The organism is Tsukamurella sp. 1534 (assembly GCF_000312385.1).
Taxonomy (GTDB): domain Bacteria; phylum Actinomycetota; class Actinomycetes; order Mycobacteriales; family Mycobacteriaceae; genus Tsukamurella.
Genome location: NZ_HE997626.1, coordinates 939,006 through 952,908, shown reverse-complemented (window position 1 = coordinate 952,908; position 13,903 = coordinate 939,006). Strand labels below are relative to the sequence as shown.

12 protein-coding genes are annotated in these 13,903 nt (G+C 72.3%); 8 read left to right on the top strand and 4 right to left on the bottom strand.

Going from position 1 to position 13,903, the window contains the following annotated elements; genetic code table 11:
- Positions 1 to 148 precede the first annotated feature (148 nt).
- The 3 genes from BN39_RS04810 to BN39_RS04800 all read left to right on the top strand — a co-directional run bounded on the left by BN39_RS04810 (position 149) and on the right by BN39_RS04800 (position 2,680).
- Positions 149 to 361: a hypothetical protein gene (locus BN39_RS04810; protein ID WP_019201227.1), complete on the top strand. Its 213-nt coding sequence runs from the start codon at positions 149 to 151 to the stop codon at positions 359 to 361.
- Positions 351 to 680, top strand: a complete 330-nt coding sequence (locus tag BN39_RS22055; RefSeq protein ID WP_019201226.1) for a DUF6802 family protein — start codon at positions 351 to 353, stop codon at positions 678 to 680. The genes BN39_RS04810 and BN39_RS22055 overlap by 11 nt, the downstream gene beginning before the upstream one ends.
- Before the next feature lie 155 nt (positions 681 to 835).
- The gene (locus tag BN39_RS04800; RefSeq protein WP_019201225.1) at positions 836 to 2,680 is read left to right on the top strand and encodes a phosphoenolpyruvate carboxykinase (GTP); all 1,845 of its coding nucleotides are present in this window, start codon (positions 836 to 838) and stop codon (positions 2,678 to 2,680) included.
- Positions 2,681 to 2,749: 69 nt separating this feature from the next.
- Here the strand turns inward: BN39_RS04800 and BN39_RS04795 are convergent, their stop codons facing one another.
- Positions 2,750 to 3,571: an alpha/beta fold hydrolase gene (locus BN39_RS04795; RefSeq protein WP_040765879.1), complete on the bottom strand. Its 822-nt coding sequence runs from the start codon at positions 3,569 to 3,571 to the stop codon at positions 2,750 to 2,752.
- A 367-nt stretch (positions 3,572 to 3,938) separates the two neighbouring features.
- On the opposite strand from BN39_RS04795, the gene BN39_RS04790 reads away from it, so the two are divergent.
- Both BN39_RS04790 and BN39_RS04785 read left to right on the top strand, forming a co-directional pair.
- Entirely contained in the window at positions 3,939 to 4,574 is a 636-nt protein-coding gene (locus tag BN39_RS04790) for a transglycosylase family protein (protein ID WP_019201223.1), read from the top strand.
- A gap of 717 nt (positions 4,575 to 5,291) precedes the next feature.
- Positions 5,292 to 6,254 (top strand): hypothetical protein, encoded by a 963-nt coding sequence (locus BN39_RS04785; protein ID WP_051158826.1) that lies wholly within the window; start codon positions 5,292 to 5,294, stop codon positions 6,252 to 6,254.
- A gap of 22 nt (positions 6,255 to 6,276) precedes the next feature.
- Here BN39_RS04785 and BN39_RS04780 read toward each other — a convergent pair whose 3' ends face one another.
- Positions 6,277 to 7,428, bottom strand: a complete 1,152-nt coding sequence (locus BN39_RS04780; RefSeq protein ID WP_019201222.1) for an FAD-dependent monooxygenase — start codon at positions 7,426 to 7,428, stop codon at positions 6,277 to 6,279.
- A 156-nt stretch (positions 7,429 to 7,584) separates the two neighbouring features.
- On the opposite strand from BN39_RS04780, the gene BN39_RS04775 reads away from it, so the two are divergent.
- Positions 7,585 to 8,115 carry a MaoC family dehydratase N-terminal domain-containing protein gene (locus BN39_RS04775; RefSeq protein ID WP_019201221.1) on the top strand — a complete coding sequence of 177 codons (531 nt, stop codon included), beginning with the start codon at positions 7,585 to 7,587 and terminating at the stop codon, positions 8,113 to 8,115.
- 5 nt (positions 8,116 to 8,120) lie between these two features.
- Here the strand turns inward: BN39_RS04775 and eccA are convergent, their stop codons facing one another.
- Together eccA and BN39_RS04765 are read right to left on the bottom strand one after the other, a co-directional pair.
- Positions 8,121 to 9,812, bottom strand: a complete 1,692-nt coding sequence (eccA, locus tag BN39_RS04770; protein WP_040765876.1) for a type VII secretion AAA-ATPase EccA — start codon at positions 9,810 to 9,812, stop codon at positions 8,121 to 8,123.
- 58 nt (positions 9,813 to 9,870) lie between these two features.
- Complete coding sequence (locus BN39_RS04765) at positions 9,871 to 10,362, bottom strand: hypothetical protein (RefSeq protein WP_148281414.1); 492 nt, start codon at positions 10,360 to 10,362, stop codon at positions 9,871 to 9,873.
- A gap of 125 nt (positions 10,363 to 10,487) precedes the next feature.
- Between BN39_RS04765 and BN39_RS04760 the strand changes: the two genes are divergently transcribed.
- Both BN39_RS04760 and BN39_RS04755 read left to right on the top strand, forming a co-directional pair.
- A complete protein-coding gene (locus BN39_RS04760; protein ID WP_019201218.1) occupies positions 10,488 to 11,240 on the top strand; it encodes an ABC transporter ATP-binding protein in 753 nt (250 codons plus the stop codon).
- Positions 11,241 to 11,243: 3 nt separating this feature from the next.
- Positions 11,244 to 13,817 (top strand): ABC transporter permease, encoded by a 2,574-nt coding sequence (locus BN39_RS04755; RefSeq protein ID WP_237741622.1) that lies wholly within the window; start codon positions 11,244 to 11,246, stop codon positions 13,815 to 13,817.
- The last annotated feature ends 86 nt before the right edge of the window (positions 13,818 to 13,903 follow it).

Here is a 13,903-nt window from a genome sequence, read left to right as displayed (position 1 = left end):
CGCCGCGGTGCTGGTTCTCGGCGCGTCCGCGGGGCTGGGCATCGGCCGGGCGGTCGCGGCGCCGCTGGAGGCGCTCGGCACGCTGCGCTGGCTGGCGCTGCCGATCAGCCTGGCGGTGGGGCTGGCCGCGGCGTTGTAGCTGCTCCGGGTGCGCCGGCGCAGTACCGAGCGGGCGCGGATCGGGGCGTGGGCGGATTCCGCGGCCGCGGCGCACCGGCAGCGGGTGGAGTTCGAGCTCGCGGCCGGGCTGGTCGCCGCGGAGTCCGATGCCGCGCTGCGGCTCGCCCGCGGCCCGGAACCCGGGGGAACCGATCGGGGCGCCGGTGCGTCCAATGAGTATGGAGCCGGGGATGGGACCTGATTTCGGCCTGTTCGGGGCCGACGCCTTCGGCCCCGACCTGTTCGACGGTGCCGTCCCCGCGGAGGCACCGTCGCCGGGCGGCCTGTGGGTGAGCGCGGAGGGCGGGTGGTTCGACGTGCACGCGCTCGACACCGACGGGGACGGCCTCGCCGACACCGGCACCCTCTCGGGGCCCGGCGGCACCGCCGTGTTCACGGACCTGGATGCGGACGGCGTCGCCGACGTGTACCACCGCATCAAGCCCGACGGGACGTTCGAGACCTGGCGGTTCGACGGGGGCGAGTGGCGGCCGCTCGACCGGGGGCCGCTGGGCGGGTGAACCGGCAGGTCGCGGAAATGGTTGCGCCCGCCGCGCGGGGGAGCGCTCCGCGGGCGAGTGTGATGTGAGATGTCGCACGTCACCCCCGGTTCTGTGGCCTCGCGTGATGTGTGACACTGGCATCAGTACTGAACGAGATCTCGGGAGACGAACACATGACCTCTGCAACCATTCCGGGCCTGGACGGGGATGCGATCCCCACGAAGCACGAGAAGCTGGTCGAATGGGTGCGCGAGGTCGCCGAGCTCACGCAGCCCGATCGCGTCGTGTGGGCGGACGGCTCGGATGAGGAGTGGGACCGGCTGACGGCGGAGATGGTCGCCGCGGGCACCTTCACCAAGCTCAACGACAAGAAGAAGCCGAACTCGTTCCTCGCGCTGTCGGATCCGGCGGACGTGGCGCGCGTGGAGTCGCGCACCTACATCTGTTCGGAGACCAAGGACGCCGCCGGCCCGACCAACAACTGGGTGCGCCCCGCCGAGATGCGGGCCACCATGACCGATCTGTACCGCGGCTCGATGCAGGGCCGCACCATGTACGTCGTCCCGTTCTGCATGGGCCCGCTGGGCGCCGACGATCCGAAGCTGGGCGTGGAGATCTCCGACAGCCCGTACGTGGTCGTCTCGATGAAGATCATGACCCGCATGGGCAGCGCCGTCCTGGAGAAGCTGGGCGACGACGGCTTCTTCGTCAAGGGCCTGCACTCCGTGGGCAAGCCCCTCGCACCGGGCGAGGCCGACGTGCCGTGGCCGTGCAGCGAGACCAAGTACATCACCCACTTCCCGGAGACCCGCGAGATCTGGTCCTACGGATCGGGGTACGGCGGCAACGCCCTGCTGGGCAAGAAGTGCTACGCGCTGCGCATCGCGTCGGCCATGGCGCACGACGAGGGCTGGCTCGCCGAGCACATGCTGATCCTCAAGTTGATCAGCCCGGAGGACAAGGTCTACTACATCGCCGCCGCGTTCCCGAGCGCCTGCGGCAAGACGAACCTCGCGATGATCCAGCCCACCCTGCCGGGCTGGCGCGCCGAGACCGTGGGCGACGACATCGCCTGGATGCGCTTCGGCGCCGACGGCCGGCTGTACGCCGTGAACCCGGAGTTCGGCTTCTTCGGCGTGGCCCCGGGCACGTCGATGGATTCCAACCCGAACGCGATGAAGACCATCGACCAGGGCAACACCATCTTCACCAACGTCGCCAGGACCGACGACGGTGACGTGTGGTGGGAGGGCATGTCGGCCGCGCCGCAGCACCTCACCGACTGGAAGGGCCAGGACTGGGAGAGCTCGGCCGCCGAGGGTGAGGACGGCGTCGTCACCGTTGCGGCGCACCCGAACTCGCGCTACACCACCCCGATGTCGCAGTGCCCGTCGATCGCCCCCGAGTGGGACGACCCGCAGGGCGTGCCGATCTCGGCGATCCTGTTCGGCGGCCGCCGCAAGACCACGGTGCCGCTGGTGACGCAGGCCCGCGACTGGAAGCACGGCGTGTTCATGGGCGCCACCGTCGGCTCCGAGCAGACCGCGGCCGCCGAGGGCAAGGTGGGCACCGTGCGCCGCGACCCGATGGCGATGCTGCCGTTCCTCGGTTACAACGTGGGCGACTACTTCGAGCACTGGCTCGACATCGGCAAGAACGCCGACTCGTCGAAGCTGCCGGACGTGTTCTACGTCAACTGGTTCCGCCGCGGCACCGATAAGCGGTTCCTGTGGCCCGGGTTCGGCGAGAACAGCCGCGTGCTGAAGTGGATCGTCGACCGCATCGAGGGCCGGGCGGCCGGCAAGGAGACGCCGGTCGGCATCGTCGCCACCCCGGAGGAGCTGGACCTCACCGGCCTGGACACCCCGGTCGAGGACGTGGCCGAGGCGCTCGCGGTGAACGTCGACGAGTGGCGCGACGAGATCCCGTCGATCGAGGAGTGGTTCGAGTTCGTCGGCGACCGCCTGCCCACGGGCGTCAAGGACGAGTTCGACGCGCTCAAGCAGCGCCTGGGATAGCCTCCCGCGTAGACGCTTCCGAGGGCCCCGCACCGATCGCCGGTGCGGGGCCCTCGCGCGTCGCGGGCGTCAGTCGCGGAAGAACTCCAGCAGGTCGGGATCGATGACCGCGCCCTTGATGATCGGCATGCCGTGCGGGAAGCCGGGATAGATCTTCAGGGTGGCGTCCGGCAGCAGAGCGGCTGCCCGCTCGGCGGTGATCCTGGCCGGCGCCACCTGGTCGGCGCCGCCGTGCAGCACCAGCGCGGGCACGTCGATCGCGGGCAGGTCCGCGGTGAAATCGGTCTTCGAGAACGCGACGATGCAGTCGTGGTGCGCCTTGACCGAGCCCATCATGGCCTGGCGCCAGTGGTTGTCGAGCACGGGATGGGAGGGCATGACGCCGGGGAGGTCGTAGCCGTAGAACGGGATCGCCGCATGGCGGTAGGCGGTCGCGCGGTTCTCGGCGACCTGCTGCTGGAACAGGTCGTACATCGCCACCGGCTGCCCGTGGGGGTTGTTCTCCGAGCGGGTGAGCCCCGGGGTGACGGCGCTGAGCAGCACTGCCTTCGAGGCGCGCGCGGTGCCGTGCCGGGACAGGTACCGGGCCACCTCGCCGCCGCCCGTGGAGTGCCCCACGTGGATCGCGTCCCGCAGGTCGAGGTGGCGGACCAGGGCGGCGAGATCGTCTGCGTAGTGGTCCATGTCGTGCCCGTCGGCGACCTGTTCGGAGCGGCCGTGGCCGCGCCGGTCGTGCGCGATCACGCGGTAGCCGTGGGCGAGGAAGTACATCATCTGGGGATCCCAGGCGTCGGCGGACAGCGGCCAGCCGTGGCTGAACACGATCGGCTGCCCGGTTCCCCAGTCCTTGTAGAAGATGTCGACGCCGTCGTCGGTGGTCACGTGGGGCACGGCGGTTCTCCGATCGGTCCGGGGTTCGCGGAGTTGCGAACTGCAAAAGCTTAGAGCGCCCGACGGTCCGCCGCCCGGGCTTCCGCGCCGGCCGGCTGCCCGACGGTGATCGCCGGATTTCGCGTTGCTGATGCACATCGGCGACGATGCGGGGCGCGAGCGGGACGTGACCTTCACCGAACCTTCACACGCGCCGGAAGGTGCGTTGACCTGCACGTATCTGCCGCGCGAGGAGGCCGGCCGCCGTGTCACGGTTGCAACACGATTCGGTCACGGCTAGTTTGCAGTGACAACCGTGAATCGCCGCCTGGAGCCGCTCGGGCGCGTCGTTGCCCGCCGGGAGGCGGGAGTCGAAGGGAGCCGCGCAATGCCGGGACGCCACCGCAAGCAGTCGAACACCCGCCTCTCCGCCGCCAAGGTCACCGCAGCGGGTGCGCTTCTCGGCGGTGCCGGGATGGCGCTCGCGGCGCCCTCGGCGAACGCCGCCACCGACGCGCAGTGGGAGCAGGTCGCCGCGTGTGAATCCAGCGGCGTCTGGTCCCTCAACACCGGTAACGGTTATCACGGCGGTCTCCAGTTCAGCCCGTCCACGTGGAACGCGTACGGCGGCCGGCAGTACGCCCCCGTCGCGCATCAGGCCACGAAGGCGCAGCAGATCGCGATCGCCGAGAAGGTGTTGGCGGGCCAGGGCAAGGGTGCCTGGTCCTCCTGCGGCAAGAACCTCGGAGCGCCCACCCCGCGCACCGCCCCGAAGACGCCCGCGCCCACGCCGAAGGTGAGCAAGCCGGCGCCGAAGCCCGCGCCGAAGCAGACGCCGAAGGTCACGAAGCCCGGGCCGAAGGTGACGAAGCCCGCGCCGAAGCCCGCGCCGAAGGTGACCGAGCCGGGCGGGGCCGCGTCGTCGTTCGCGCAGCAGATCATCGACCAGTCCCAGGCGGGCGGGCAGCAGCTCGATCCGGCGGTGCTGTCCGCGATGCAGCGCGCCGTCGACGCCGGTTACTGACCGGCTGCGGGCCGACGGTCCGACTCGCCCCTCCCGGATGTCCGTCGGCCGCACAGCCTTCCACAGGCATCCGGGCGTATCCGGCGCGCGATTCGCGGATGCGGGCCCCGACGGCCGCGCAACGCGCATAGGCCGCTTCTGCCGATGGCAAATGTCCGACCTGTGACGTTCGGCCCCGCGGGTCGGCGACGGATCACTTAGGCCATCCTCATTCTCTGACGTCGTTCGCATATCCGTTTCCTTGAATCACAGCACTCTCTCGCGCCACTGTTTCAACTTGATAACGACCGCGGTAACGGCGGAGCAAAAGGGTTTTCCCGTCGCATTCGCGCGGATAGTGTCGTTTGTGCGTACCGGAATCGACGGCAGGCGAAGGGGGCCCGCGAACCACCTCCAGTATTCTTTGCGGTTGTACATAGGATCATCCTGCTTTCAGGGTTAGCAGGGTTTTGACGTGCGATGATGGTCGCCCACAGGCGATATCACGTGCGTGATCGAGGGTGTCTGACGCCGCGGTGGGATCGCCGCGGGTCGAGAAATCTCTGCTGGCGAGCGTCGTGGGGCGTATTCGCCGACCCGATCATGAATGCATCTCTCGGAATTGTTCGCGCATTGGCGTGATGTTCCGAGTGGGATTCCGTGTGCCTTCTTCGCGCTTTTCCGAACGCGACAATGAATTCAATCTCGTACACGATAAATTAATCGAAGGGGATTCTCATGGCTTACACGGGGAAGCACCGCCGGGCCACCGCGGCCGCAGTCTCGCGCGTCAAGGTTTCGGTGGCCGCGACGGCGGCGCTCGCGGCGGGGTCGATGTGGTTCGCCGGTGCGGCGAATGCGGGCGGCGATCCGAGCGGGAACACCGCGGGGCCGGGCGTCGGCGCGGGCCAGGCGACGGGCGGCAAGACGACGGGCGGCGCGGGAGCACAGGGCGGCGCGGGAGCACAGGGCGGCGCGGGAACACAGGGCGCGGGCGGCGCTGGTGCGAACGGCGCTGGCGGTGCGGGAGCACAGGGCGCTGGCGGTGCGGGAGCGCAGGGCGCGGGCGGCGCTGGTGCGAACGGCGCCGGCGGTGCGGGCGGCAGTGGGTCCGGTGGCGCGGGTGCGCAGGGCGCGGGCGGCTCGGGAGCTCAGGCGGGCGGCGCCGCATCGCGATCCACGTCGGCCGCGGGCGTCGGCTCGCTGGACTCGGACGCGGTCGCGGACGCGGAGGCTGCCTCGGGCGCCTCCGCGAGCAACGGCGGGCAGGTGACATCGCGCAGCGCCGGGACGGGCGCAGGCGCGGCCGGGTCCGGTGCCCAGGGGGCCGCTGCCCAGGGTTCCGGTGCGCAGGGGTATGCGGCCCAGGGCTCGGGCGCCGGGGGCGGTGCCGCGCAATCCGCCTCGGGGGCGACGGAATCCGCGTCGGGCTCGGGCGGCGGGGCGTCGGTGAGCTCGCCGCGCTCGGCGGGCGCCCGGATCGACGGCGGCCAGTCCGTGGCGTCGGGCGGGGCATCGTCCTCAGGCGGGGCATCGTCCTCCGGCGGGGCGTCGTCGGGCGGAGCCGCATCCTCGGGTGGTTCGGTGACCTCGTCGGAGAGCGCGGGATCCGCCTCGGCGGGAGCGGGATCCGGCGCCGCGGAGAAGGGCGGCTCGCACGGGCTCGTCGGCGGCCTCCTCGACGTGCTGCCGATCCTCTGACGTATCGCGGGTCGCCGCCGGATCAGTTCGGCGGCGACCAGCGCAGCACGGAGCGGAACCCGCGGTCGACGATCGGGTCGGGGAGGAGGCGCATCGCCTTCTCCCGGGCCGCGGCTGCCAGCGGGTTGTCCCACTGCATCGCCGCGCCCAGGAGATGCGCCTGGCGGGCGATCCGTTGGGTGCGGTTGCGGCGGGCCTTGTCGTAGTTGCTCAGCTGCCCCGGCACCGTCCCCGGATCGGGGTCGCCGACCAGCGGACGCAGCAGGGCGACGAGGACCGCGGCATCCTCTAGCGCCAGGTTCGCGCCCTGCCCCAGAGTGGGCGGCATCGCGTGCGCGGCGTCGCCGACGAGCGTCGCGGTCCCGCGGGAGTACGTCCGCAGCGGGTGCGCGAGGCGTTCGATCGGCTGATAGCCGATGCGCCGCGGGTCGGTGCTCGCGATGAGCTCGGGGATCGGCGCGTGCCAGTCGCCGTAGCGTTCCGCGAGCTCGCCGGGCTCGGGCCCCTCGTCGCTCGCCGACGGGCGCACCGCGAACCAGTAGGCCCTGCCGTCGCGCAGCGGCATGTAGCCGAAACGTTCGCCCCGCCCGAAGGTCTCGCCACCGTCGGGCAGCACGACCGGCCCGTCGGTGATGCCCCGCCACGCGCCGTACCCGCAGTACGCGGGGCCCGGGTCGCCGGCGTGGCTGCCGCGGACCCGGCTGCGGATGCCGTCGGCGCCCACCACGACGTGCGCGTCCTCGAGCAGCCCGCTGGGGCCCAGGTCGAGGGTGCCGCGGGCGAGGCCCTCCACCCGGATGCCCGGCCGCACCGTGTCCGGTGCGAGCGTTTCGAGGAGGGCTCGGTGCAGTTCGGTGCGGTCGATCACCCTGAGCTCGGCGACGGTGGGCGGCGAGAACACCGCGAGGTGGGCGCCGTCCGGCCGCATGATCCCGACGGGGCCCGTCGGCGGACCGTCGGCCGCGACGGTCCGCACCCGCTCCTCCAGACCCAGCGAGCGCAGCGCCGCGAAACCGTTGCCGAACAGGGAGAGTCCGGAGCCGCGGGGCAGGAACCGGGCGGCCTGCTCGAGGACGATGACCTCGGCGCCGGCGCGCTGCAACCCGGACGCGACGGCGAGGCCGCCGATGCCCGCGCCCACCACCGCGACCCGGAGGGAGTTCGTGCGCCACATGGTTCCGACCGTAATCGCGGCGGCCCCGCCTGTCACCGGTCCGGGGGCGTCCTCGGTCGGCGGGTGGGCACGTTTTGATATCGCACCGCCGGGTCGGTTATTCTGGACCGTCGTCGCTCTTGAGTAGAACAGGGCGCATCATCGAGGAGAACGCCCGTGGCCCTGGCCGACGAGTGGGACATCTGGTTTCCCGACGCGTACGAAATCGGTTCGGAGTCGGTGCGATCCTTCGCCCGGGCCACGCGGTCCTGGCACGTGCCGTACGCCGCCAGCCGCGTGATCCCCGCCGACACCGCGGTCCCCGCGACCCTGCTCGGCGCGCCCCTGCTGCAGGCGGCCTCGGCGCTGGTGGGCAAGGCTCTCCCCGGGTGCAACCTGTCGGCGATCCTGCACGCCGGGCAGTCCTACACCTACCTGCGGCCGCTGCACATCGGAGAGGTGTTGTCGGTCGGCGCGCGCCTCTCGTCGCACATCGTCAAGGCCGATACCGACCTGATCACGGTGGCGAGCACGGTGTACGTCGGGAGCGAGCCCGTCCTCGGCGCGGAGACCCTCATCGTGCACAGCCAGCGGGAGACGGGGATCGACCTCGAGGCCGCGGACCGGCTGGCGGACGAGCTGATGATGACGGGCACGGGCCCGTCGAGCAGCGACGCCTACGCCGCGAACGTCGCGGGCTCGATCTAGCCGGTTCACCCCTCGCCGGTCAGTACGGCGAGGGCGCGAGCCATATCGGCGGCCTCGATCCGCATGAGCACGGCCTCGTCCACGCCGGCCAGGTCCACCCCGGATTCGGCGAGCCGCACCTCCCGCTCCTCCTCCGCCGCCTCGATCACGTTGCGCACGAACCGGCCGTTGCCCAGCCGGTCCAGCCGGTCGGCGATGCCCGCGCAGCACGCCTCGAGGACGGCGGCCGCCTCGCCGGTGAGCACCGCGTCGCGCGAGCGGGCCATGGCGGCGCCGATCTCCGCGAGCTCCCCGGGGGAGTACCCCGGGAACCGGATGCGGCGCCCGAATCGGGAGGCCAGGCCGTCGTTGGCGGCGAGGAAACGGTCGATCTCGCCGTCGTAGCCCGCGATGATCACCACCAGCCGGTGCCGGTCGTTCTCCATCCGCGCCAGCAGCGTGTCCACGGCCTCCCGGCCGAACGCGTCGCCGCCCGAGAGCCCCTCCTGCACAAGGGTGTACGCCTCGTCGATGAACAGCACCCCGTCGAGCGCGGAGTCGATCACCTCGCTCGTCTTCAGGGCGGTGGCGCCCAGGTACTGGCCCACCAGGTCGCGCCGCGAGCACTCGACCACCGTGTCGGTCCGCAGCAGCCCGAGGCCGCGGTACATCCGCGCGACGATCCGCGCCACCGTCGTCTTGCCGGTGCCGGGCGGACCCGTGAAGGCGAGGTGCAGCGACCGGTCGCCGCCGGCCAGGCCGCGTTCGGCGCGCACCTTGGCCAGTTGCATGGTGGTCCGCAGCCGGGCCACCTGGTCCTTGACCTCGCGCAGCCCCACCTGGCGCTCCAGCTCGGCCGCGGCGTCGGCGAGCAGCGCCTCGCCGTCCTCCGCCGCGGGTTCCGGCCCGGCGGGCGCGTCGGGAGGGGCGAGCACGAGGCGGTGGTTCGGGTCCCGCAGGGCCGCATCGGCCGGCGGGTACGACGGTGCCGCCCGCTCCAGCAGGTCCCGCGCGGCCGGTTCGTCGCCCTGTTCGCGCAGCACCAGCGCGTGGCAGTACCGGGCCGCGGCCGCGGCGCCGGGTACCGGCCCCTCGGCGGCGTCGGCCAGCAGTCGCGCCGCCTCCGCGAACCGGCCCAGTTGCGCGGCGGCGGATCCCGCGAGCGTGCGGCCCGCGGCGGCGAGCACCGCGTCCTCCCAGTCCGCGACGCCCCGCAGGGCGGTCAGGACGTCCGGCCACTGTCGGGCGACGGTGTGCAGCACCGCGCGCTGATACCGCTCCACCGGGCACTGCGGGGCCGCGTCGAGCGCGCGCTCGGCGTCCTCGAAGGCCGACGGTCCGCCGTCGGCGAGCAGTCGCGCCGCGTACGCGACGTGGGCGGTGGCGGCGTCGCGGAGCGGATGGTCCACGTACATGCCGGTCGCGAAGGACCCGGCCAGGGTGCCGGGCGGCAGGCCCGCGCCGCGCGCGGCGGCGCCGATGCCGTCCGCGGTGCGGTGCAGGGCGGCGAGCACCTCCGCGGAGGGTTCACCCGCGGCGGCGCGCCCCAGCCAGGCGTCGGCCATCGACGGATCGGCGGTGGTCGCGGCCTCGAACGCGCGGCGCGCCAGCGCGGGATCGCGCGGGCCCGCCTCGAACTCGCCCACCTGGATGCCGAGCGCGGCGATGCCCGCTCGGAACGCCCGCACCGCGGACGCGGAACTGACAGCAGAAGTCATGACTACCCCCGGAGCCGGTTCCCCCGAACCGGCGAATCCGCCTCACCGTAGCGGTTCGTCAGCGCGCGAGGAGGGCGATCTCGCCGATCTCCTTGAGGTCGGGGCCGTACTCGTCCGAGCTCCACATCCGGATCCGCCAGGTGTCCGCGCCGTCGCCCGCGTGCCGCGCCGCGGCCTCCACCTCGTACCAGCCGCGGGCCACGGGGAACTCCACCACGTCGCCGGGGCCGCCGGGCTCCTCGGTCGACGGGGAGAACCACTCGATGCTGCCGGAGGTGTCCACGCACAGCTGGGTCCGGAGCACGGTGTCCCAGTCCCCGTCCGCCGGCGGCTCGTCGTCCCAGTGCTCGATCTCGACCGGCATCGACGCCTGGCTGCGCGACGGGGAGGCGAACCCGGCGGTCGCCTTGTTGGTGGCGGCGCCGTGCACGGTGACGGCGGCCAGCAGGTCGTCCGGCACCCGGTGCCCGAAGCAGCTGGCGAAGAACTTGCCGTCGCGCAGGTGCAGGACGCCGGACAACTGCATCAGGATGCGGGGTTCGAGGCGCATCCCGCCATTGTCCACCACGCCCGCGCGGCGCGCCCGGCCCGCCGCGCCGGTGTCCGCCGACCGGGCCACGGCGGGTGGGGGATCACCCCGATGCCGTGCGCCGGGGATTCTGGCAAGCTCGTTGCATGTCCGAATACTTCGAGGCCGTGGCGGCCCGCGCCGTGGACCTGACCAAGGTCTACGGCGAGGGCGAGAACGTGGTGCACGCTCTCGCCGGCGTCACGATCGACTTCCGCGCGGGGGAGTTCACCGCGATCATGGGCCCGTCGGGCTCCGGCAAGTCCACCCTGATGCACTGCCTCGCCGGTCTCGACGCCGCGACGGGCGGATCGGTCCAGGTGGGCGGCACGGAGCTGACCTCGCTCAGCGACAAGCAGATGACGGAGCTGCGACGCGACCGCATCGGCTTCGTGTTCCAGGCGTTCAACCTGGTGCCCACGCTCACCGCGCTGGAGAACATCACGCTGCCGCTCGACATCGCGGGCCGCAAGCCCGACGAGCAGTGGATGAACGCCGTGATCGACCGGCTCGGCCTGCGGCAGCGCCTCGACCACCGGCCCACCGAGCTGTCGGGCGGCCAGCAGCAGCGCGTCGCGTGCGCCCGCGCGCTCGTGGGCAGGCCGGAGATCGTGTTCGGCGACGAGCCCACGGGGAACCTGGATTCCCGGTCCGGCGCGGAGGTGCTCTCCATCCTCCGGGCCGCGGTGGACGACTACCGGCAGACCGTGGTGATCGTGACCCACGATCCGCGGGCGGCCTCGTACGCGGACCGGGTGGTGTTCCTCGCCGACGGCCGGATCGTCGACGAGATGCGCGGCCCCACCGCGGAACTGGTGGCGGAGAAGCTGATCCACCTCGACGAGTTGGTGGCGAGGTAGCCGGTGGCGTCCCCGATGCGGCGCGTCGCGCTGCGGAACCTCATGGCCCACAAGGGCCGCCTGTTCCTCACCGTCCTCTCGGTGCTGCTGGGCACCTCGTTCATCGCCGGGTCGATGGTGTTCACCGGCACCCTGTCGAAGGCCTTCGACGGCATCTCGGACCGGATCGCGGTGGGCGTCGATGCGCGCGTCGCGCCGGAGAACGCCCAGGGGCAGGGCGGATTCGGCCCGTCGGGGCCGGGGGTGCCGCTGAGCGTCGTCGACCGGGTCGCGGCGGTCCCCGGGGTCCGCGTGGCCCAACCCGCGATCACCGGCACCATCGCGCTGCGCGACGGCGAGGGGAACGTGGTGTCGCCGTCCGGCGCGCCGCAGATCGGCGGCGCCTACCTGCCGCCGGGGGAGAACCTCGATCCGGCGGGGTTGACGATCACCTCGGGCCGCGCACCGTCGGGCCCGAAGGAGATGGTGCTCAACGAGACCGCGGCCGACAGGCTCGACCTGAGGACCGGCGCGAGGACCACCGTGGTGACCCCGCACTCGCCCGGCCCGATCGAGGTGACGGTGGTGGGCGTCTACACCACGTCCGTGGACTCGGGCGGGTACATCGGCGCGCTGTTCGCGAAGGACGAGGCGCAGTCGCTGTTCGGCGACGGCGCGACCACCCCGAACATCGACGTGGCCGCCGCCGACGGCACCACTCCGGCGCAGCTGCGCGAGGCCCTCGCCGCGGCCCTGCCCGACCTGGACGTCAAGACCGGCGACGAGGTGCGGCAGGAGTTCGAGGACACGATCAACCAGGGCCTGAGCTTCCTCAACTACTTCCTCGTGGCATTCGGCCTGATCGGCCTCCTCGTGGGCGTGTTCATCATCTACAACACCTTCTCGATGCTCGTCGCCCAACGGCTCAAGGAGCTCGCCCTGCTGCGCGCGATCGGCGCGGGCCGCGGGCAGGTGCGCAACTCGGTCGTGTTGGAGGCGCTCATCGTCGGGATCCTCGGCAGCGCGGCCGGACTCGCGGTGGGCGTGGCCCTGGCGGTCGGCCTGCAGGCGGCGGTCAAGGCCGCCGGCGCGGGATTCCCCGACACGGGCCTCGTGGTGTCGCCGTCGGTGATCGTCACCGTGATGCTGGTCGGCACCGTGGTCACGGTGGTCTCCGCGCTCATCCCCGCCGTGCGCGCCTCGAAGGTGCCGCCGGTGGCCGCGATGCGCGCGCAGGACGGTGGATCCGCCACGTCGGTGCTCGTCCGCGGCGCGATCGGCGCCGGCCTGTTCCTCGGTTCGCTGGCCCTGCTGTTCGTTTCCACCACCGAATCCGGTTCCGGCGCGGCGATCCTCGTGGGCGTCGCCGGGTTCGGGCTCGTGCTCGCGGTGGTGATCGGCGGGCCCGCGCTGGTGGCGCCGGTGCTCGGCGGCGTGGGCCGGGTGCTCGCGGTTCCGTTCGGGCCGGCGGGCCGGCTGGGGCGGACCAACGTGATGCGGAACCCCCAGCGCACCACCGCGACCGCGTTCGCGCTCGTGATCGGCGTGGCCCTGGTGGGCGTGATCGGCACGCTGGGCGCCTCCATGCAGAAGTCGATCGACGCGCAGGTGGACAGCGGTATCCGGTCCGAGCTGGTGCTGCAGGCTCCGCAGTTCGGGATGCCGCCGGCGGCGCTGGACGCGATCAAGGACGTGCAGGGCATCGGCAGCAGGACCACGTTGTACGTGGCGCCCGCGCGGATCGGCGGCGAGCGCGAGCAGTTGCTCGCGGTGGACGGTGACGTGACCTCCGTCTTCAACCTCACCCGCACCTCCGGGGACCTCGCGCTCGCGGGCCGGGGGATGCTGGTGGACGACAGGACCGCCCGCGAGCGCGGCTGGGAGGTCGGGACGCCGGTCCCGCTCGGGTCCGGGACCGGCGCGGAGACCGTGACGCCCACCGTCACCGGGATCTACAAGGCCCAGGAGGGCGCCCTCTCCGGTCCCGTGGTCACCGCGGCGGAGATGAACCAGCTGTACCCGCCGGCGCGGGGATCCTCGAGCCCGGTGGTCACCCCGCAGTCGGTGTTCATCGGTGCGGCGGACGGGACCGACGTGGACGACCTCAAGCAGCGCCTCCGGGACGCGGTCAAGCCGCTGCTGGTGGTCAACGTCGACGATCAGCAGGACCTCAAGGACCAGGCGGGCCAGGCGATCACGGCCCTCATGGGCGTGCTGTACGCGCTGCTCGGCCTGGCGGTGATCATCGCCATTCTCGGCATCGTCAACACGCTCGCGCTGTCGGTGGTGGAGCGGCGCAGGGAGATCGGCATGCTGCGCGCGATCGGCATGATCCGCTCGCAGGTGCGGCGGTCCATCTACCTCGAATCGATCCTGATCGCGGTGTTCGGCGCGGTCCTGGGGCTGTTCCTGGGCGTGCTGCTGGGCACGTCGCTGGTGAACGCGCTGCGTGACGAAGGGCTCGGTTCCGTGGTCGTGCCGTGGTCCACCGTGATCGTCATGCTCGTGGCGTCGGCGTTCGTCGGCGTCGGCGCGGCCATCCTGCCCGCGATCCGCGCCGCCCGGACGCCCCCGCTCGCCGCGATCGCCGAGGGATAGGCGGGGTAGCGGGGATCACATCCGGTGCTCTGTCACAGATCGGCGGCGGCCGGTGTCTCATGTGCGGAACACTGGAAACCGCCTTG